Here is an 18,616-nt window from a genome sequence, read left to right as displayed (position 1 = left end):
GACGCCCGGGCACGTTCCGAAGAGCTTGCCCGGGCGCCGACTAATATCTCTGCATGACAGACCTCACCACGCCGCCAACGACGAGCAGCGAGACAGCACGCTGGGCCCCCGGCTCCCATGTGCTGTGGCGGTACAAGGAGAACGCCGGGAACCGGATCCACATCTGCCGGCCCGTCACGGTCGTGCAGGACACCGAAGAGCTGCTCGCCGTGTGGATGGCCCCCGGGACCGAATGCGTGAAGCCCGTGCTCGCGGACGGGACACCGGTGCACCACGAGCCACTCGCCACCCGCTACACCAAGCCGCGCGCCCTCCTCAAGGACCACTGGTTCGGCACCGGCGTGCTGAAGTTGGCCCGGCCCCGGGAGCCGTGGTCGGTGTGGCTGTTCTGGGACCCGGGATGGCAGTTCAAGAACTGGTACGTGAATCTCGAGGAGCCGCGCGCCCGTTGGGCCGGAGGCATCGATTCCGAGGATCACTTTCTGGACATCTCCGTGCGGCCGGACCGGACGTGGCAGTGGCACGACGAGGACGAATTCGTCCAGGCTCAGCGCGCCGGCCTCATGGAGGCGGGAAAAGCGCGGGAGGTGCGGGCCGCCGGGCATGCCGTCATCGATGTGATCCACGCGTGGGGACTGCCCTTTTCGGACAACTGGCAGCACTGGCGCCCCGATCCGGACTGGACGATTCCGCCCCTTCCGGATGACTGGGACCGCACGCCCACGCATGTGACGTCATGAGACCCTTGATGCGCCCCCATGGTTCAAACGTAGGATCGTCCTCCGCAAGGGCGCACAGCAGCAACTCAGCAGCAACTCCCTGAGCTTGCGCGTTGCCTGACAGGGTGTCATCGAAGGGCGGCAGAACGTGAGCGAGGCGAGCGGGTTCGACAGGTACGGGGGGCCATCCGGCATGCTCCCCGACCGGACGGGACAGGCCGAGGCCTTCGACGCGATCGGACAGCACTACGACGACGCCTTCCCGCACAAGGACGGCCAGCTGGCCGCCGGACGCAGGCTCGCCGACGCGCTGCCGCCCGGGTCGAGGGTGCTCGACGTGGGGTGCGGCACGGGCCTGCCGACCGCCCGCCAGCTCGCGGACGCCGGGCACTTCGTCCTCGGCGTCGATCTCTCCGCCGGCATGCTCGACCTCGCCAGGAAGAACGTGCCTGCGCAGAACGCCGAGTTCCGGCAGCTCGACCTGGCGGCGCTGCGGGCCGAAGGGCCGGGCGGCGTCGGGCAATTCGACGGGATCGCGGCGTTCTTCGCGCTCTTGATGTTGCCGCGCGACGAGATCCCGTACGCTCTGCGGCTGCTGCACGGACTGCTGCGCCCCGGCGGCCTGCTCGCGCTCGCCATGGTCGAGGCCGACCTGGATGACGCGGGAATTCCGTTCCTGGGGCACACAATCCGGGTATCCGGTTACCTGCGAGACGAACTGCGCCAGGTCGTACGGGACGCGGGCTTCGACATCGTCGACGAGGACACGTACTCCTACGCCCCGGCGAGTACCGACGTACCACCCGAGCACCAGCTCTTCCTGCACTGCCGACGCGGCTGACCAAAGTAGCCACCACCGGACACCAAGGCGCAGCCCCGGACGGACGGATTCGAAACGCGTGACGGAGCACTCCATCCCCGACGAGGGCCGACAGCCCCGAGCTGCCCGGCCCGCCGCCCCCGCGGATCCCCGCGGGGCGCAGGCGCGTGCCCCGAAGGCACGGAACAACCCGGGCGCGGCAGCTTTACCCGCACAGCCCCAGGCCAGGGCGGGCGACTGCACCGCGAGCCCCAGCGACGAGCACTCCCAGTCGTCGGGGCACTCGGGCCAGCAGCCCGACCCGCACCGACCGCGCCCCGCCCCCGAAGGCGTGCCGCCGCGGCCCGACCCCGCCCAGGGGTCCGGGCAGGGCGGCGGCCCCGACTTCCCCGACGGCGCCCCCACGGGCTCCCCGGACGGTGAGGAGCGGCGCACGGGACAGCCGCGGCCGCCGGGCTCCGGCCCGGCGGCGATGCGGCGCGACGGCGACCGGCTGCGCTTCGTGGGCGCGGCCACCCGGCGCATCGCCCGCGGCATCGACCTGGACGAGATCGTGATGGGCCTGTGCCGGGCCACGGTGCCGACCTTCTCGGACGCGATCCTCGTCTACCTGCGCGACCCGCTGCCGGTCGGCGAGGAGCGGCCCAGCGGCGCCCTCGTACTGCGCCTGCGCCGCACCGACCGGCTGCGCTCCATCGAGGAAGGGGCGGAGGAGCCCGACACCGAAGGCGGCGCCATGCCCGCCCTGCAGGTGCAGACCGACCTCGTGGCGACCGCCGAGCTGTGCGAGGTGCAGCCCGGCGGCGCCCTCGCCGAGGTCCTGCGCGGCGTGCGCCCGGTCTTCGCCGACGCCCCGGCGGCCCGCGCCGCGCTGCCCGAACTGCTCGGCGACGGCCGCACGGCGCCCTCGGGGCAGCGCACGATCCTCGCCCCGCTGCGGGGCAGGCGCCGGGTGATCGGCGCCGCGGTGTTCCTGCGCCGCCCCGACCGGCCCGCGTTCGAGGCCGACGACCTCCTGGTCGCCGCCCAGCTGGCCACGCACAGCGCGCTCGGCATCGACAAGGCCGTGCTGTACGGCCGCGAGGCGTACATCGCCGACGAGCTCCAGCGCACGATGCTGCCCGAGACCCTGCCGCGCCCCACCGGCGTCCGCCTGGCGTCCCGGTATCTCCCGGCCGCCGAGACGGCCCGCGTGGGCGGTGACTGGTACGACGCGATCCCGCTGCCCGGCAGCCGGGTCGCGCTCGTGGTGGGCGACGTCATGGGGCACTCCATGACCTCGGCCGCGATCATGGGCCAGCTGCGTACGACGGCCCAGACCCTGGCCGGGCTCGACCTGCCGCCCCAGGAGGTCCTGCACCACCTGGACGAGCAGGCCCAGCGGCTCGGCTCGGACCGCATGGCGACCTGCCTCTACGCGGTCTACGACCCGGTCGCGCACCGCATCACGATCGCCAACGCCGGTCACCCGCCGCCCGTCCTGCTGCACCTGGGCGGCCGCGCCGAGGTCCTGCGGGTCCCGCCGGGCGCGCCCATCGGCGTGGGCGGCGTGGACTTCGAGGCCGTGGAGCTGGACGCACCCGCGGGCGCCACGCTGCTCCTGTACACGGACGGCCTGGTGGAGTCCCGGCTGCGGGACGTGTGGACCGGGATAGAGCAGCTGCGCGAACGTCTCGCCGCCACCGCGCAGTTGACGGGCCCCGACCATCCGCCGCCCCTGGAAGCCCTCTGCGACGACGTGCTCGACATGCTCGGCCCCGGCGACCGGGACGACGACATCGCGCTGCTCGCCGCCCGCTTCGACGGGATCGCGCCGAGCGACGTCGCGTACTGGTACCTGGAGCCGGAGGACGCCACGCCCGCCCGCGCCCGGCGCCTGGCCCGCAGCGCCCTGGAGCGCTGGGGCCTCCAGGAGCTGACCGACTCCCTGGAGCTCCTGGTCAGCGAGGTCGTGACGAACGCCGTGCGGTACGCGTCGCGCCCGGTGACCCTGCGTCTGCTGCGTACGGACGTGCTGCGCTGCGAGGTCGGCGACGACGTGCCGCAGCTGCCGCGGCTGCGGCAGGCGCGGGCCATGGACGAGGGCGGGCGCGGCCTCTATCTGGTCAACAAGCTGGCCCGGCGGTGGGGCGCGACGCGCCTGAGCACCGGCAAGGTGGTGTGGTTCGAGCTGAACCACAGCTGAACCGGGCCTGATCGCGGGGCACGGTACGGCGAAGGCGCCCGGAAGCAGTTGCTTCCGGGCGCCTTCGCCGTACCGTGCGATGTGCCGTGTGGCCGTCAGTCCCTGCCCGGCCGCCCGTTCGGGTTCTCCGGGATCTCGATGGAGTCCGTCGGGTCCGGCTCCTCCGGGTCGCCCGTCGGCGGCTCCGTGGTCGGGTCGTCCGTCGGCGGCTCGGTCGTCGGGGTCTCCGTCGGCTTCTCCGTCGTCGGGTCGTCCGTCGGCGGCTTCGTCGTCGGCTTCTCCGTCTCCGACGGCTCCTCCGTCGGCTCCTCGGGAGCCTGCGTCGTCGGGTCCGGGGGCGGCGCGATGGCCGCGCCCATGGACGTGTCCAGGTCGAACTTGCTGGGCGAGCCCATCGCGTCGAAGGTGTACGCCGCCCAGATCTGCGCCGGGAAGCTGCCGCCGTCCACGCGCGGCAGACCGCCGGCGCCCTTCATGGAGACCTGCTTGCTCTGCTCGGCCGTGCCGGCCGCGCCCTCGCCGAACAGGCCCACGGAGGTGACCAGCTTGGGCGTGTAGCCGACGAACCAGGCCGACTTGTTGTCGTCGGACGTACCGGTCTTGCCCGCCACGTCCTGGACGGGGCTGCGCACCGCGCGGCCCGTGCCGTCGTCGACCACACCGGTCAGGACCGAGGTGAGCGAGTCCGCGGTGCCGCGCTCGACCACCCGCTCGCCGATCGCGTCCGGCAGCTCGATCGTGCGGTCCTTGTGCTCGACGGAGGCCACGATCGTGGGGGTGACCTTCTTGCCGTGGTTGTCGAGCGTCGCGTAGACACCCGCCATCTCCAGCGGGCTCGCGCCCATGGTGCCCAGGGTCTGCGCGGGCACGGCGGGCAGGTCGTCGACGTCCATGCCGAGCTTGCCCGCGGTCTCCAGGACGTCGTCCATGCCGACGTCCACGCCCATCTGCGCGAAGACGGAGTTGATGGACTTGTTCATCGCCTTCTGGACGGTGACCGGGCCGTAGCTCTTGTCGTCCTCGTTCGGCGGCGCGAAGGCGACGTCGCTGCCCTTGACCGGGCGCTTGCTGGTGCCGTCGTAGACGGTGTTCGCCGTGATCGGCTGGCCGGACTGCGTCCTGGCGCCGTTCTCCAGGGCGGCCGCCAGGATCAGCGGCTTGAAGGTCGACGCCGGCTGGTAGTCACGCCGGGTGGCGTTGTTCGTGTAGTGCTTGACGTAGTCCTCGCCGCCGTACATCGCCAGGACCTTGCCGGTCTTGGGGTCGACGGACGCGGCACCGGCCTGCACCCGGGCGTCGGCCTTGCGCTTGTCGGGGTCGAGCTGGTCGTTCAGCTTCTTGTCGACGGCCTTCTCGAGCTGCTTCTGCTTCTTCTTGTCGATGTTGAGCGTGATCGTGTAGCCGCCCGCGTCGAACTGCTCCTCGCTGAGGTGACCGGCCTTCATGACCTCGGCCTTGGCCTCCCTCACGAGGTAACCGGCCTGGCCCTCCAGGCCGGGCGCGGCCTTGGGCGGGTCCGGCTTGTCGAACTTCAGTTGCTCGCGCTCGCTCGCGGGCAGCCAGTTCTCCTCGACCATGTTGTCGAGCACGTAGTTCCAGCGCGCCTCGACCAGCTTCCTGCTGGCGTCCGTGGCGGAGGTCCAGTCGTACTGGCTCGGGGCCTGGAGGAGGGCGGCGAGATAGGCGCCCTGCGAGACGTTCAGCTCCTCGGCGTCGACGCCGTAGTAGGCCTGGGCCGCGGCCTGGATGCCGTAGGCGCCGCGGCCGTAGTAGCTGGTGTTGATGTACCCGGCGAGGATGTAGTCCTTGCTCTTGTTCTGGTCCACCTTCAGCGAGATGACCAGTTCCTTGAGCTTGCGGGTCACCGTCTGGTCCGACGTCAAGTAGTAGTTCTTGACGTACTGCTGGGTGATCGTCGAGCCACCCTGCTTGCCCTTGCCGGAGACGGTGTTGATCACGCCGCGGGCCGTGCCCTTGAAGTCGACGCCCTTGTCCTTGTAGAAGGACTTGTTCTCGGCGGCCACGAAGGTGCGCTGCACCTTCTTGGGCACCTTGTCCAGGTCGACGACCTCGCGGTTCAGCTCGCCGGTCCTGGCGATGACGTCGCCGTTCTTGTACTTGTAGACGTTGCTCTGGAGCTTGGCCGCCGCGTTGCCCTCGGGCACGTCGACCACCATGTAGAGGACGACGAAGGAGAGCATGCCGAGCAGGCAGAGCCCGAAGAACGTACCCAGGATCTTCTTCAGCGTGAAGAAGCGGCGTATGCCCGTGCGCTTGGGTTTGCCGCCACCGGCGGTGCGCCCGCGCGACGCCCGGCGCGCGCCGCGCTGCCGCGCTTGTCGCTCTTCCGCTCGGCCCATGAGTCTGAGTGCTCCGCTTCCGTCTCGTTCGCTTGTCCGTACGTCGTCGTGCGGTGTCGTCCGTACAGATGACCGTCAAGTCAGCTCAAGAAGCTAACACCGCACCTAGGGACAAAGGACTGCCGATCCGGCCTTTTCCGGACGTGACAATCAGCACCCGCCCCACCGGAACCGGTGATTGCCCCGAGTAAATCGACGGTTTCGGGGCCCAGAAGGTTGCCCGGATTTCGAACCTGTGAGCCCTTGGTCAGACCTCGATCAGCCCCCGATCAGCCCTCGGCCGGCTCTGCACCAGGGGTATACACGGCACGTATACACACCGTGTAGAGTGCTCCGCATGTCCATCGGTCACACCCTCCTCGGCCTTCTTGAGTCGGGCCCGCGCCACGGCTACGACCTCAAGCGCACCTTCGACGAGAAGTTCGGTCACGACAAGCCACTGCACTACGGGCAGGTCTACTCGACCATGTCCCGCCTCCTGAAGAACGGCCTCGTGGAGGTCGACGGCATAGAGGCGGGCGGCGGACCCGAGCGCAAGCGGTACGCGATCACCGAAGCCGGCATCACCGATGTCGAGCGGTGGCTCGCCACCCCGGAGAAGCCCGAGCCCTACCTCCAGTCGACCCTCTACACGAAGGTCGTCCTCGCGCTCCTCACCGAGCGCGACGCCTCGGAGATGCTCGACGCCCAGCGGGCCGAGCACCTGCGCCTGATGCGCATACTCACCGACCGCAAGCGCAAGGGTGACCTCGCCGACCAGCTGATCTGCGACCACGCGCTCTTCCACCTCGAAGCCGATCTGCGCTGGCTCGAACTGGCCGCCGCACGCCTCGGCAGGCTCGCCCAGGAGGTGCGCTCCGCATGACCCCCGCCGGTTCCCTTCTCACCGCCTCCGGTCTTCGCAAGACGTACGGTCCGACGACCGCGCTCGACGACGCGGGCTTCTCCATCCACCCCGGAGAGGTCGTCGCCGTCATGGGCCCGTCCGGCTCCGGCAAGTCCACGCTCCTGCACTGCCTCGCGGGGATCGTCAAGCCCGACTCGGGCTCCATCACGTACAACGGCCGCGAGCTCGTGGGCCTGCCGGACGCCGCGCTGAGCGCCCTGCGCCGCAGCGAGTTCGGGTTCGTCTTCCAGTTCGGCCAGCTGGTCCCGGAGCTGACCTGCGTGGAGAACGTGGCGCTTCCGCTGCGGCTCAACGGCGCGAAGCGCCAGGAGGCCGAGGCGACCGCCCGTACCTGGATGGAGCGCCTGGAGGTCGAGGACGTCGCCGCCAAGCGGCCCGGCGAGGTCTCCGGCGGCCAGGGGCAGCGCGTCGCCGTGGCCCGCGCGCTCGCCTCGAGCCCGCGTGTGGTCTTCGCCGACGAACCGACCGGCGCGCTCGACTCGCTCAACGGCGAGCGCGTGATGGAGCTGCTCACCGACGCCGCGCGCTCGACGAACGCCGCCGTGGTCCTGGTCACGCACGAGACGCGGGTCGCGGCCTACTCCGACCGCGAGATCGTCGTGCGCGACGGCAGGTCACGGGACATGGAGCGGGCGATATGAGTCTCGACACGCGTTCCAGGGCCCGTGCGGCCTCCCGGCCGCCGCTCGCCGACGGCACCGCGACCGTGTCCACGGGGGGACCCCGCGCCTTCGCCCGCGACCTCGTGATGGGCATACGTTTCGCCGTCGGCGGCGGCCGTGAGGGCTGGACCCGCACCCTGCTCACGGCGGTCGGCGTGGGCCTCGGTGTGGCGCTGCTGCTCGGCGCCTCGTCCGTGCCCAATCTGCTCAAGGAGCGCGAGGACCGCTCGGTGGCCCGCTCGGCCAACGACCAGTTCACCGCCGAGAAGGTCGAGCGCTCCGACTCCACGGTCCTCCAGCGCGACGTCCCCACCGACTTCCGCGACGCGACGGTCAGCGGCCGCGTGCTGCGCGCCGAGGGCAGCAACCCGACCCTGCCGCCGGGCCTGAAAAAGCTCCCGGCGGACGGCGAGATGGCCGTGTCGCCCGCACTGCGCGAGCTCCTGGACAGCTCCGACGGCGCCCTCCTGAAGGAGCGGTTCGGCGAGTACCGGATCACGGACACCATCGGCGACGCGGGCCTGACCAACCCCAAGGAGCTCTACTACTACGCCGGTTCCGACGCCCTGACCCAGGCCAAGGGCGGCCACCGCGTGGCGGCCTTCGGGTACGAAGAGCCCGCGGAACCCATGGACCCGCTGCTGATCGTCCTGGTGGTCCTGATCTGCGTGGTGCTGCTGACCCCGGTGATCATCTTCATCGGCACGGCGGTCCGCTTCGGCGGCGACCGGCGCGACCGGCGGCTCGCCGCGCTGCGCCTGGTCGGCGCGGACGCGCACAGCGTGCGGCGGATCGCGGCGGGCGAGGCCCTGTGCGGCGCGCTGCTCGGCCTCGCCCTGGGCGGGCTGTTCTTCCTGGGCGTGCGCGAGGTGATCGGCACCCTCGACGGGTGGAAGATCAGCGCGTTCCCCTCCGACGTGGTGCCGGTGCCCGGCCTCGCCGCGCTGATCCTGCTCGCCGTGCCCGTCACCGCCGTCGTGGTCACGCTGATCTCGCTGCGGGCCGTCTCCATCGAACCGCTGGGCGTCGTGCGCAGCACCAGGCCCCGCAAGCGCCGCGTCTGGTGGCGCGTCGTGATGCCGCTCCTGGGCCTCGGAATCCTCTTCGCCTCGGGCCAGGTCGGGGGCGACGTGGTCAACGGCTACGTCGGGGGCGATGTGGGGGCGCCGGTCGTCTCCATCGGTGTGGGCGCGACGCTCACCCTGGTGGGCCTGGCCGCGCTGCTGCCCTGGCTCGTCGAGGCGAGCGTGGCCCGGCTGCGCGGCGGCGGCCCCGTGCCCTGGCAGCTGGCCACCCGCAGGCTCCAGTTGAGCAGCGGTACGGCGGCCCGCGCGGTCAGCGGCATCACCGTCGCGGTGGCGGGCGCGATCGCCCTGCAGATGCTGTTCGTCGCGATGAACGACGACTTCAACCGGATGACCGGCAGCGACCCGGGCCGCGCCAAGCTGGTGGTCAGGGCGGACGTCGGCGACGGCGGCCTCGCCGACCGGATGATCGACAAGTTCCGCACGACCAAGGGCGTCAAGAACGTCATCGGCACGGTCTCCACGTATGTCGTGAAGCCGGGCAAGCTGAAGGACCCCGACGCCCTGCGACCCACCACGGAGCTGACGGTCGGCACCTGCGCGAACCTGCGCGAGCTCGCCCGCATCGGCAGCTGCACGGACGGCGACACCTTCGTCGTGCACACCGGCGACACCGAGATGAACGACTGGGTCGACCAGTCGGCAAGGCCGGGCAAGCCCATCGACCTGAACGCCATCAGCTGGGACGAGGCCGGCCACCGGCACGTCCCGTGGACGCTGCCCGCCGACTCGCGCACGGTCACGGCGCGCCCCGACCCGGGCGGCGACCTGCACGACGGCATCTACGCCACACCCGGCGCGATCGACATGTCCAAGATGGCCGACGCCACGACGACGGCGATGATCCAGGTCGACCCGGACGTCCGGGACTCCGAGGAGTACATCCGCAACACCGCGGCCCACGTCGACCCGTTCCTCGACGTGACGACGCTGCGCGCGGTCGAGCGCGACAAGCAGTACGCCACCATCCAGAACGGCCTGCGGATCGGCGCTATGGCGACGATGGGCCTGATCGCGGCGTCCATGCTGGTCTCGATGACCGAGCAACTGCGGGAGCGCAAGCGCCTGCTCGCGGCCCTCACCGCGTTCGGCACGCGCCGCGCGTCGATGGCGTGGTCGATCCTGTGGCAGACCGCGATTCCGGTCGTGATCGGCCTGGTGCTCGCCGTCGCGGGCGGCCTCGGCCTCGGCTGGGTCATGGTCCGCATGATCCAGAAGTCGGTCACCGACTGGTGGCTCTTCGTCCCCCTGACGGCGGCCGGCGCCGCCCTCGTCGCGGTCGTGACGCTGCTCAGCCTGCCGCCGCTGTGGCGCATGATGCGCCCGGACGGCCTGCGTACGGAGTAACTGCCCCAGCGGGGGCGGATCGTTGCCGGTGCGGGGTCACAACACCCGCACCGGCAACGGCTTTACGGCCCCCCTCAGGGCGGCGGCGAGCACCTCGTACTCGGCGGCCCGCGCGGCCCCCGTACGCATCGCGAGGGCGATGCGCCGGGTCGGCGCCGGGTCCGCGAAGTACCCCGTGAGCAGCTGGTTGCTGCGGCTGGTCTCGACGCGGACGGCGGTGCGCGGAAGCAGCGTCACACCGAGCCCGCCGGCCACCAGCTGTACGAGGGTGGAGAGCCCGGCGGCCGTCGTGGTCACCGGGGCGTCCGCGCGCCCGGCCTCCCGGCAGATGTCCAGGGCCTGGTCGCGCAGGCAGTGCCCCTCGTCGAGCAGCAGCAGGTTCAGCTCGCGCAGGGCGTCGCGCGGGATGCCCTCGCGCCCGCCGAGCCAGTGGTCCAGCGGGGTGACGAGCACGAAGTCCTCGTCGAACAGGGGTAGTTCGGTGACGCCGGGCACGCCGAGCGGCACGGCGAGCAGCAGCAGGTCGAGGCGTCCCGCGCCCAGGCCCTCGATCAGCGACGAGGTCTGCTCCTCGTGCACCTGGAGATCGAGGTCCGGGTACTTCTCGTGGACGAGCCCGATGAGCGTGGGCAGCAGATAGGGCGCCACCGTCGGGATCACGCCGAGCCGCAGCGCCCCGGTGAACGGCGCGCGCACCGCGTCGGCCTCCTCCATCAGCGCCCCGACCTCCTCGAGGACGGCCCTGGCCCGCACCGCGAGGCGCTCGCCCGCCGACGAGAGCAGCACCTTGCGGGTCGTACGCTCGAGCAGGGTGACACCGAGTGTCTCCTCCAGGGCCGAGACGGCGCCGGAGAGCGCGGGCTGGCTCATGCCGATCGCGGCGGCGGCATCCCGGAAGTGCAGATGCTCGGCGACGGCGGCGAAGGCACGCAGCTGGGCGAGGCTGGGCTGGCGGGCGCCGCGTTTGGCCGCGGGCTTGGCGCTGGTGGCCACGGCACTCCTCCTTGATTCCGGTGTCGATTCCGGTGTCCTCTACTACAGGCACTGATAGCCAGGTCCGATCAACACGACCCACTCTAGCTATTTCCCTAATCAATGCACCCTGTGCCACCATCAACATCAGTCCAACCCCCCAGGAAACTCCCCAAAAGGGATTTTCTTTGCAGCAAGGAGAGCGCGTGCTCACTGTCGGTGACAAGTTCCCCCAGTTCGATCTGACTGCCTGTGTCTCGCTGGAGCAGGGTTCCGAGTTCCAGCAGATCGACCACAAGACCTACGAGGGCAAGTGGAAGATCGTCTTCGCGTGGCCCAAGGACTTCACCTTCGTGTGCCCGACCGAGATCGCCGCTTTCGGCAAGCTGAACGACGAGTTCGCCGACCGTGACGCCCAGGTCCTCGGCTTCTCCGGTGACTCCGAGTTCGTGCACCACGCCTGGCGCAAGGACCACCCGGACCTGACGGACCTGCCCTTCCCGATGCTGGCCGACTCGAAGCACGAGCTCATGCGTGACCTCGGCATCGAGGGCGAGGACGGCTTCGCCCAGCGCGCCGTCTTCATCGTCGACCAGAACAACGAGATCCAGTTCACGATGGTGACCGCCGGTTCCGTCGGCCGTAACCCCAAGGAGGTCCTCCGGGTCCTCGACGCGCTCCAGACGGACGAGCTCTGCCCGTGCAACTGGAGCAAGGGCGACGAGACCCTGGACCCGGTCGCGCTCCTCTCGGGCGAGTGAACGGAGCCTACTGACATGGCACTCGACGAACTGAAGTCCGCCGTACCGGACTACGCCAAGGACCTGAAGCTGAACCTCGGCTCGGTCATCGGCAACTCGGACCTGCCGAAGCAGCAGCTGTGGGGCACGGTGCTCGCCTGCGCGATCGCCTCCCGCTCCCCCAAGGTGCTGCGCGAGCTGGAGCCCGAGGCGAAGGCGAACCTCTCCCCCGAGGCGTACACCGCCGCCAAGTCGGCCGCGGCCGTCATGGCGATGAACAACGTCTTCTACCGCACGCGCCACCTGCTCTCGGACCCGGAGTACGGGACGATGCGGGCCGGCCTGCGGATGAACGTCATCGGCAACCCGGGCGTGGAGAAGGTCGACTTCGAGCTGTGGTCGCTCGCGGTTTCCGCGATCAACGGCTGTGGCCAGTGCCTCGACTCGCACGAGCAGGTGCTGCGGAAGGCCGGCGTGGATCGCGAGACGATCCAGGAAGCCTTCAAGATCGCCGCCGTGATCCAGGCGGTCGGCGTCACGCTGGACTCCGAGGAGTCCCTGGCGTAACGCCTCCCGGCACAACGGAAAGGCCCCCGCTCAGCAGCTGCTGAGCGGGGGCCTTTCCGCGATTCAGGCCGAAGGCGGTGGATCCACCGGAGCGATGTCGGCCGCAGTCGCGCCCCGCGGCTGCGGCGACTGCTTCAGGGCGGCCTCCCGGGAGTGCGCCCGCAGGTAGCCCACCACCGTGTTCGTCACGGCGACCAGCGGCACGGCCACCACGGCGCCGCCGATCCCGGCGACGAGCCCACCCGCGGCCACGGACAGCACGACGGCCAGCGGATGCACCCGCACGGCCCGTCCCAGGATGAACGGCTGGAGGATGTGCCCCTCGATCTGCTGCACGGCCAGGACCACGACCAGGGTCATCACACCGGTGAAGACGCCCTGGGTCACCAGACCCACCACCACGGCGAGCGCGCCCGAGATCACCGCGCCCACCAGCGGGATGAAGGCGAAGAGGAAGATGAAGACGGCCAGCGGCACCGCCATCGGCACCCCGAGGAAGTAGATCCCGAGCCCGATGAAGATCGCGTCGATCAGAGCCACTATCACCGTGCCGCGCACATAGGCCGTCAGCGTGCGCCAGGCACGCGGCCCCGCGCCCGCGATGCCGGGCCGCGCGGGCGCCGGGACGAGCTTGAGGACCCACTGCCAGATGCGCTTGCCGTCGTACAGCAGGAACAGCGTCGAGAACATCGCCAGCAGCATGCCGGTCATGGTCTCCACGATCACGGTGACCCCTTCGAGCCCCGCCGACGTCAGCTCCTCCGTGTTCGCCCCGACCGCGTCCCGCAGGCTCTTGGCGATGTCGTTGATCTGGTCCTCGGTCACATGGAACGGGCTGTTGAGCAGCCAGTTGCGCAAGTCGTCGATGCCGTCCTGGAGCTGGCTGGAGAGCGTGTCCGCGTTCTCCATGACCTGCCAGACGACGAACCAGCCGACGAGCCCGATGACGACGAAGCCGAGTACGGCGGTGAGGACGGTCGCAAGGCCCCTCGGCAGGCCGAGCCGCCGGAGCCGGGCCACCGTCGGCTGGAGCATCGCGGTGATGAGCAGCGCCGCGACGAAGGCGAAGATGACCAGCTGCACGGCGCTGATGACCTTCATCAACACCCAGAGCGTGCCCGCGAGTACGAGAAGACGCCAGCCGGCCTCGGCCGCGACGCGCATGCCCCACGGCACCGCGTCGACGGGGTCGGGCCGTGCCGCTATGTCCGGCGCGTAGGCGGGCGGCGCGGGCACCACGGTGTCCGAACCGTCGGCTTCATCCGCCGCCGACTGCCGCGAAGACCGGACGTCGTCCCCGAAGTCGTCGTCCGACTCCGCCCGCCTGCTCCTCCGCTCGCCCATCTCAGACAGTCCGGCTCCCAGCCGGCCGATCCACTCCGGTACTCGCGCCATGATCCGTCCTCTTCCCCCGTCTCTCCGCACCACTCCCCCCTGGAAGTTGTCGGACTGACCGTACACGGCAAGACCCCCCACCGAAGGACGGTGAGGGGTCTGCAAAAGGTTGAGCGAACCGCGGCTCAGTACCAGTTGTTCGCCTGCCAGAAGTCCCACGCTCCGCAGGGGCTTCCATAGCGGTCGTTCATGTAGCCGAGGCCCCACTTGATCTGCGTGGCGGGGTTCGTCTGCCAGTCGGCTCCGGCCGAGGACATCTTGGAGCCAGGGAGCGCCTGGACGAGGCCGTACGCACCCGAAGAGGGGTTGCTGGCCTTGTAGTTCCAGGTGGACTCGTGGTTGACGATGTTGCTGAAGCACTGGAACTGGTCACCGGGGACCATCTGCCGTGCCATCGCCTGGACCTGCGAGACGGAGTACGAGGACTGCGGGGCGAAGTCCGAGGCGTCGCGTGCGGAGGAACGGCTGGCCTTGGTCTCCGCCTCCGCCTCACGCTCCTTCTTGGCCGCGGCCTTCTCGGCCTTCTCGGCTGCGGCCTCCTTCTCGGCGGCCTTCTGCTTCGCGATCGCCGACTCGGCGGCCTGCTTGCGCGCTGCTTCCGCCGCCGACTTCTTCGCGGCCGTGTCGGCAGCCATGGCCTGTGCGTCGGCCTGCTGCGTCAGGGACGCGGTCTGCACCTGGGCCTGCTGGCCCGCGGGAATGTCTGCGAGGAGAGTCGCGTCGCTTGCCGCCGCCTCGAAGTCGTTGTCATTCGAGGCGCCCGGGGTGCTGCCCGAGGCGACACCGACGACAGCGCCAACAGTGGTGACCGCGGTGGCGGATGCCACGGCGAATCCCCGGACCGAAATCCGGCTCACACGGTTTCCTTCCAGCATCGCCCGCATAGGTGACCTCGCGGACGCAATCGTGCCCCTGGCACTGGCCTCCGCTTGGTTCTCGGTCACGGGAGGCACGGACCCGGTGGACAACTCCCGTGACGGGAGCGTCGCGTGGTGCTTCGGGCGGCATGCGACGGCCACTATGAAGTTCTGGTGTTTCCGGGTTGCGGTACCGCTGGGGGTACAGGTGTGTCGCATGCGGGGCCTGACAGGACCCAGACTCTGCCCCAGCCGGACGCCGCAAGGCAATTCTCCGTGCCGTGTGAAAGCTCACACCTCGTTTGCCCCAGGAGTTTTTCGGAAAAGGGCGAACGCCACGACGCCGCCCGGCTAAGCTCCTTCGCTTCGCCGGGCGGCGCCAACTGCTGCGTAACCAGGGTGAACTGGTTCAGATCTGACCGTCCTCCAGCATTTCGGTCACCAGCGCCGCGATCTGCGAACGCTCCGATCGGGTGAGGGTGACGTGGGCGAAGAGCGGATGGCCCTTCAGCTTCTCGACCACGGCAACTACACCGTCGTACCGCCCCACTCGGAGGTTGTCGCGCTGGGCGACGTCGTGCGTGAGGACGACTCGGGAGTTCGCCCCGATCCTGGACAGAACGGTCAGAAGAACGTTCCTCTCCAGGGATTGGGCCTCGTCGACGATCACGAACGCGTCGTGCAGCGAGCGCCCGCGGATATGGGTGAGCGGGAGCACTTCGAGCATGCCGCGCGCCGTCACCTCCTCGATGACCGCCTTGCCCGCCACCGAGCCGAGCGTGTCGAAGACCGCCTGGGCCCAGGGGCCCATCTTCTCGGCCTCGGTGCCGGGCAGGTAGCCGAGCTCCTGCCCGCCCACCGCGTACAGCGGCCGGAAGACCATCACCTTCTGGTGCTGGCGGCGCTCCAGGACGGCCTCAAGACCCGCGCAGAGCGCGAGAGCCGACTTGCCGGTGCCCGCCCGGCCGCCCATCGACACGATGCCGATGTCCGGATCGAGCAGCAGGTCCAGCGCGATGCGCTGCTCCGCACTCCTCCCCTTGATGCCGAAGGCCTCACGATCGCCGCGTACGAGACGGACGTTGCCCTCGGCCGTGACGCGGCCCAGGGCCTTGCCCTTCTCGGACTGGATGGTGAGGCCCGTGTGGACGGGCAGGTCGGCCGCCTCGGGTACGTACAGGGTGTCTTCCTCAAAGAGGAGGTCCACCTGTTCGCCGGAGAGGGTCAGTTCGGACATTCCGGTCCAGCCGGAGTCCGTGATGGCGAGCTCGGCGCGGTACTCCTCCGCGAGGAGGCCGACCGAGGACGCCTTGATCCTCAGAGGCAGATCCTTGGAGACGACGGTGACGTCGTACCCCTCTGCCTGGAGGTTGCGCGCTACGGCGAGAATCCGTGAGTCGTTGTCCCCCAACCGGTAGCCGGCCGGAAGCACGCCGGGATCGGAGTGGTTGAGCTCGACGCGCAGCGTGCCGCCCAGATCGCCGATCGGGATCGGCGCGTCCAGGCGACCGTGCCGGACCCGGCAGTCGTCCAGCAGGCGCAGGGCCTGCCGGGCGAAGTAGCCGAGCTCGGGATGGTGCCGCTTCGCCTCCAGCTCCGTGACCACGACGACGGGCAGCACGACTTCGTGCTCGTCGAAGCGGTACATGGAGTTCGGGTCTGCGAGCAGAACGCTGGTGTCGAGAACATAGGTGCGCCTGTCGGGCATGCGGCGCTTTGTGCTGGTCACCACGGAAGGACGTACCCCCTCGGATGAGGTCGGGGAGCGACGGGAAGGATGCCGGGAGAATCCGGACCGGTCTCGGGACCGCAGTGCGCGGGCCGAGCTCCGGCCCTCCACTTCGCCCGTACTCACCGCACGGTCGTCCTGGTGCAAAGGGCCTCCCGGGCGGACGGCCCCATGCCGCCCGCTGAGATACGACATCCGTGAATCGGATGTCGACCTGGAAGGCTTATTCCCTCGAACAAGCGCCGCCATGCCAGGGCATATGACGGCGCATCCGTGAACTCTGGGTTACTCACACCTCACCGACATGAGCACCTCGCGGGGTCAGCCCCCGTAACGCCGGTGCCGGGCCGCGTAATCGCGCAGCGCTCGCAGGAAGTCCACCTTGCGGAACGCGGGCCAGAAGACTTCACAGAAGTAGTACTCGGAGTGGGCCGTCTGCCAGAGCATGAAGCCGGACAGGCGCTGCTCCCCACTCGTTCGGATCACCAGGTCCGGGTCGGGCTGGGCCCTGGTGTAGAGGTGCTTGCCGATGAGATCGACGTCGACCTTGTCGGCCACCTCCTCGAGCGACTGCCCCTTGTCGGCGGCGTCGAGCAGCATCGAGCGGACGGCGTCGGCGATCTCCTGGCGGCCGCCGTAGCCGATGGCGACGTTGACCACTATCCCGTCGACGTGGGCCGTGGCCTCTTCCGCCTCCTTGAGGACATTGCGCATGCCCGAGGGCAGGATGTCGGTGGCGCCGACGTGATGGACGCGCCAGCGGCCGTCGCGGCCCAGCGAGCGGACGGTGTCCTCGATGATGCTGAGGAGCGGACCCAGTTCGTCCTGGGGCCGGTCGAAGTTGTCCGTCGAGAGCAGCCACAGCGTGACGACCCTGACGTCCGTCTCGCTGCACCAGCCGAGGAACTCCCCGATGTTGTCCGCCCCCGCCTGATGGCCCTGGACGGTGGTGGACCCGGCGGCCTTGGCCCAGCGGCGGTTGCCATCCATGATGACCCCGATGTGCTTGGGCACCTGGTCATGGTCCAGATGACCTTCCACCCGGCGTGCGTACAGCCCGACCAGCAGGCCGCGCAGCCTGTCCCGCAGGTTCACGGTCTTTCAGCCCCTCCGTGCAGACGGCAGTCCCCGAAGGCGAAAGCCTACCGCTGTGAGGGCGTGCCTCCGCCCTCGGGTGATCCGGCGCCGGGCCCCGGAAGATCCCCGGCTGAAGTAGCTTCGTACCCATGAACGACACGTCTCTGTACCGAGCGGCAACGGACCGTTACAGCACCATGGAGTACCGGCGCACGGGCCGCAGCGGCCTGAAGCTGCCCGCCGTCTCGCTGGGCCTGTGGCACAACTTCGGTGACGACAAGTCCCTCGAGAGCCAGCGCGCGATCCTGCGCCGCGCCTTCGACCTGGGCGTCACGCACTTCGACCTGGCGAACAACTACGGACCGCCCGCCGGTTCGGCCGAGCTCAACTTCGGCAAGCTCTTCGCCCAGGACTTCGCCCCGTACCGCGATGAATTGGTTATTTCGACCAAGGCGGGCTACCTCATGCACCCCGGCCCGTACGGCGAGTGGGGTTCGCGCAAGTACCTGATGTCGTCCCTGGACGCGTCGCTGAAGCGGATGGGCGTCGACTACGTCGACATCTTCTACTCGCACCGCTTCGACCCGGAGACCCCGCTCGAGGAGACGATGGGCGCGCTCGCGTCCGCCGTGCGGCAGGGCAAGGCGCTGTACGTGGGTGTCTCCTCCTACAACAGCGAGCAGACCGCCGAAGCGGCGCGGCTGCTGCGGGAGATGGGCGTTCCCGCCCTCATCCACCAGCCCTCGTACTCGATGATCAACCGCTGGACCGAGGACGACGGCCTGCTCGACACCCTCGAGGACGCGGGGATGGGCTGCATCTCCTTCGTGCCGCTGGCGCAGGGCCTGCTCACGAACAAGTACCTCAAGGGCATCCCGGAGGGTTCGCGTGCCACGCAGGGCAAGTCGCTCGACCCCGACCTCCTGAGCGACGAGGTCGTGCGCCGGCTCAACGGCCTGAACGACATCGCGGCCCGCCGCGACCAGTCGCTCGCGCAACTGGCGCTCAACTGGGTCCTGCGCGACGAGCGGATGACCTCCGCGCTCATCGGCGCCTCCAGCGTGAAGCAGCTGGAGGAGAACGTGGCGGCGCTGGCCGGTCCGAAGCTCACGGACGCGGAGCTGACCGAGATCGACACGTACGCGGTCTCCACGCCCGGCACCAACATCTGGGCCGGTCGCGGCTGACGGCTCC

15 protein-coding genes are annotated in these 18,616 nt (G+C 69.9%); 9 read left to right on the top strand and 6 right to left on the bottom strand.

Going from position 1 to position 18,616, the window contains the following annotated elements; all coding sequences use genetic code 11:
- Window positions 1-53: 53 nt before the first annotated feature.
- The 3 genes from ACIGXX_RS41010 (at window position 54) to ACIGXX_RS41000 (ending at window position 3,724) form a co-directional block, all read left to right on the top strand.
- Window positions 54-740 (top strand): DUF402 domain-containing protein, encoded by a 687-nt coding sequence (locus ACIGXX_RS41010; protein WP_351173111.1) that lies wholly within the window; start codon window positions 54-56, stop codon window positions 738-740.
- A gap of 172 nt (window positions 741-912) precedes the next feature.
- On the top strand, window positions 913-1,560 hold the full coding sequence (locus ACIGXX_RS41005) for a class I SAM-dependent methyltransferase (protein WP_351173108.1): 648 nt from the start codon (window positions 913-915) through the stop codon (window positions 1,558-1,560).
- A 310-nt stretch (window positions 1,561-1,870) separates the two neighbouring features.
- Window positions 1,871-3,724 carry an ATP-binding SpoIIE family protein phosphatase gene (locus ACIGXX_RS41000; protein WP_351173105.1) on the top strand — a complete coding sequence of 618 codons (1,854 nt, stop codon included), beginning with the start codon at window positions 1,871-1,873 and terminating at the stop codon, window positions 3,722-3,724.
- A gap of 95 nt (window positions 3,725-3,819) precedes the next feature.
- Here ACIGXX_RS41000 and ACIGXX_RS40995 read toward each other — a convergent pair whose 3' ends face one another.
- Entirely contained in the window at window positions 3,820-6,084 is a 2,265-nt protein-coding gene (locus tag ACIGXX_RS40995; RefSeq protein ID WP_351173102.1) for a transglycosylase domain-containing protein, read from the bottom strand.
- Between the two features lie 337 nt (window positions 6,085-6,421).
- On the opposite strand from ACIGXX_RS40995, the gene ACIGXX_RS40990 reads away from it, so the two are divergent.
- From ACIGXX_RS40990 to ACIGXX_RS40980, 3 genes are read left to right on the top strand one after another with little or no spacing between them, the layout of a single operon-like run.
- Window positions 6,422-6,949, top strand: a complete 528-nt coding sequence (locus tag ACIGXX_RS40990; protein WP_351173099.1) for a PadR family transcriptional regulator — start codon at window positions 6,422-6,424, stop codon at window positions 6,947-6,949.
- Window positions 6,946-7,632, top strand: a complete 687-nt coding sequence (locus ACIGXX_RS40985) for an ABC transporter ATP-binding protein (protein WP_399983757.1) — start codon at window positions 6,946-6,948, stop codon at window positions 7,630-7,632. The genes ACIGXX_RS40990 and ACIGXX_RS40985 overlap by 4 nt, the downstream gene beginning before the upstream one ends.
- The gene (locus ACIGXX_RS40980) at window positions 7,629-10,085 is read left to right on the top strand and encodes an FtsX-like permease family protein (protein WP_383826296.1); all 2,457 of its coding nucleotides are present in this window, start codon (window positions 7,629-7,631) and stop codon (window positions 10,083-10,085) included. Before ACIGXX_RS40985 ends, ACIGXX_RS40980 begins: the two co-directional genes overlap by 4 nt.
- Window positions 10,086-10,121: 36 nt before the next feature.
- Here the strand turns inward: ACIGXX_RS40980 and ACIGXX_RS40975 are convergent, their stop codons facing one another.
- Entirely contained in the window at window positions 10,122-11,078 is a 957-nt protein-coding gene (locus ACIGXX_RS40975) for a LysR substrate-binding domain-containing protein (protein WP_351173094.1), read from the bottom strand.
- A 185-nt stretch (window positions 11,079-11,263) separates the two neighbouring features.
- Here ACIGXX_RS40975 and ACIGXX_RS40970 point away from each other — a divergent pair, with 185 nt between their 5' ends.
- Window positions 11,264-11,818, top strand: a complete 555-nt coding sequence (locus ACIGXX_RS40970; RefSeq protein WP_351173091.1) for a peroxiredoxin — start codon at window positions 11,264-11,266, stop codon at window positions 11,816-11,818.
- A gap of 15 nt (window positions 11,819-11,833) precedes the next feature.
- Window positions 11,834-12,364 carry an alkyl hydroperoxide reductase gene (locus ACIGXX_RS40965; RefSeq protein ID WP_190086364.1) on the top strand — a complete coding sequence of 177 codons (531 nt, stop codon included), beginning with the start codon at window positions 11,834-11,836 and terminating at the stop codon, window positions 12,362-12,364.
- A gap of 63 nt (window positions 12,365-12,427) precedes the next feature.
- On the opposite strand, the gene ACIGXX_RS40960 is transcribed toward ACIGXX_RS40965, so the two are convergent.
- The 4 genes from ACIGXX_RS40960 to ACIGXX_RS40945 form a co-directional block, all read right to left on the bottom strand.
- The gene (locus tag ACIGXX_RS40960; RefSeq protein ID WP_351173087.1) at window positions 12,428-13,759 is read right to left on the bottom strand and encodes an AI-2E family transporter; all 1,332 of its coding nucleotides are present in this window, start codon (window positions 13,757-13,759) and stop codon (window positions 12,428-12,430) included.
- Window positions 13,760-13,884: 125 nt separating this feature from the next.
- Entirely contained in the window at window positions 13,885-14,634 is a 750-nt protein-coding gene (locus ACIGXX_RS40955) for a lytic transglycosylase domain-containing protein (RefSeq protein WP_351173084.1), read from the bottom strand.
- 391 nt (window positions 14,635-15,025) lie between these two features.
- Window positions 15,026-16,348: a PhoH family protein gene (locus ACIGXX_RS40950; RefSeq protein ID WP_351173081.1), complete on the bottom strand. Its 1,323-nt coding sequence runs from the start codon at window positions 16,346-16,348 to the stop codon at window positions 15,026-15,028.
- A 318-nt stretch (window positions 16,349-16,666) separates the two neighbouring features.
- Window positions 16,667-17,440: an isoprenyl transferase gene (locus tag ACIGXX_RS40945; protein WP_351173078.1), complete on the bottom strand. Its 774-nt coding sequence runs from the start codon at window positions 17,438-17,440 to the stop codon at window positions 16,667-16,669.
- A 131-nt stretch (window positions 17,441-17,571) separates the two neighbouring features.
- Here ACIGXX_RS40945 and mgrA point away from each other — a divergent pair, with 131 nt between their 5' ends.
- A complete protein-coding gene (gene mgrA / locus ACIGXX_RS40940) occupies window positions 17,572-18,609 on the top strand; it encodes an L-glyceraldehyde 3-phosphate reductase (protein ID WP_351173075.1) in 1,038 nt (345 codons plus the stop codon).
- Window positions 18,610-18,616 lie beyond the last annotated feature (7 nt).

It is taken from the genome of Streptomyces sp. NPDC055243, assembly GCF_044544025.1.
In the GTDB taxonomy this organism is placed as follows: Bacteria; Actinomycetota; Actinomycetes; order Streptomycetales; family Streptomycetaceae; genus Streptomyces.
This window is presented reverse-complemented; position numbering and strand designations above follow the sequence as displayed.

What these genes read in the sequence shown, in the direction of transcription:
- ACIGXX_RS40995 (WP_351173102.1), bottom strand. Translation starts at nt 6,084, where the DNA reads ATGGGCCGAGCGGAAGAGCGACAAGCGCGGCAGCGCGGCGCGCGCCGG.
- ACIGXX_RS40990 (WP_351173099.1), top strand. Translation starts at nt 6,422, where the DNA reads ATGTCCATCGGTCACACCCTCCTCGGCCTTCTTGAGTCGGGCCCGCGC.
- ACIGXX_RS41010 (WP_351173111.1), top strand. Translation starts at nt 54, where the DNA reads ATGACAGACCTCACCACGCCGCCAACGACGAGCAGCGAGACAGCACGC.
- ACIGXX_RS40985 (WP_399983757.1), top strand. Translation starts at nt 6,946, where the DNA reads ATGACCCCCGCCGGTTCCCTTCTCACCGCCTCCGGTCTTCGCAAGACG.
- ACIGXX_RS40960 (WP_351173087.1), bottom strand. Translation starts at nt 13,759, where the DNA reads ATGGCGCGAGTACCGGAGTGGATCGGCCGGCTGGGAGCCGGACTGTCT.
- ACIGXX_RS40965 (WP_190086364.1), top strand. Translation starts at nt 11,834, where the DNA reads ATGGCACTCGACGAACTGAAGTCCGCCGTACCGGACTACGCCAAGGAC.
- ACIGXX_RS40955 (WP_351173084.1), bottom strand. Translation starts at nt 14,634, where the DNA reads ATGCTGGAAGGAAACCGTGTGAGCCGGATTTCGGTCCGGGGATTCGCC.
- mgrA (WP_351173075.1), top strand. Translation starts at nt 17,572, where the DNA reads ATGAACGACACGTCTCTGTACCGAGCGGCAACGGACCGTTACAGCACC.
- ACIGXX_RS40980 (WP_383826296.1), top strand. Translation starts at nt 7,629, where the DNA reads ATGAGTCTCGACACGCGTTCCAGGGCCCGTGCGGCCTCCCGGCCGCCG.
- ACIGXX_RS41005 (WP_351173108.1), top strand. Translation starts at nt 913, where the DNA reads ATGCTCCCCGACCGGACGGGACAGGCCGAGGCCTTCGACGCGATCGGA.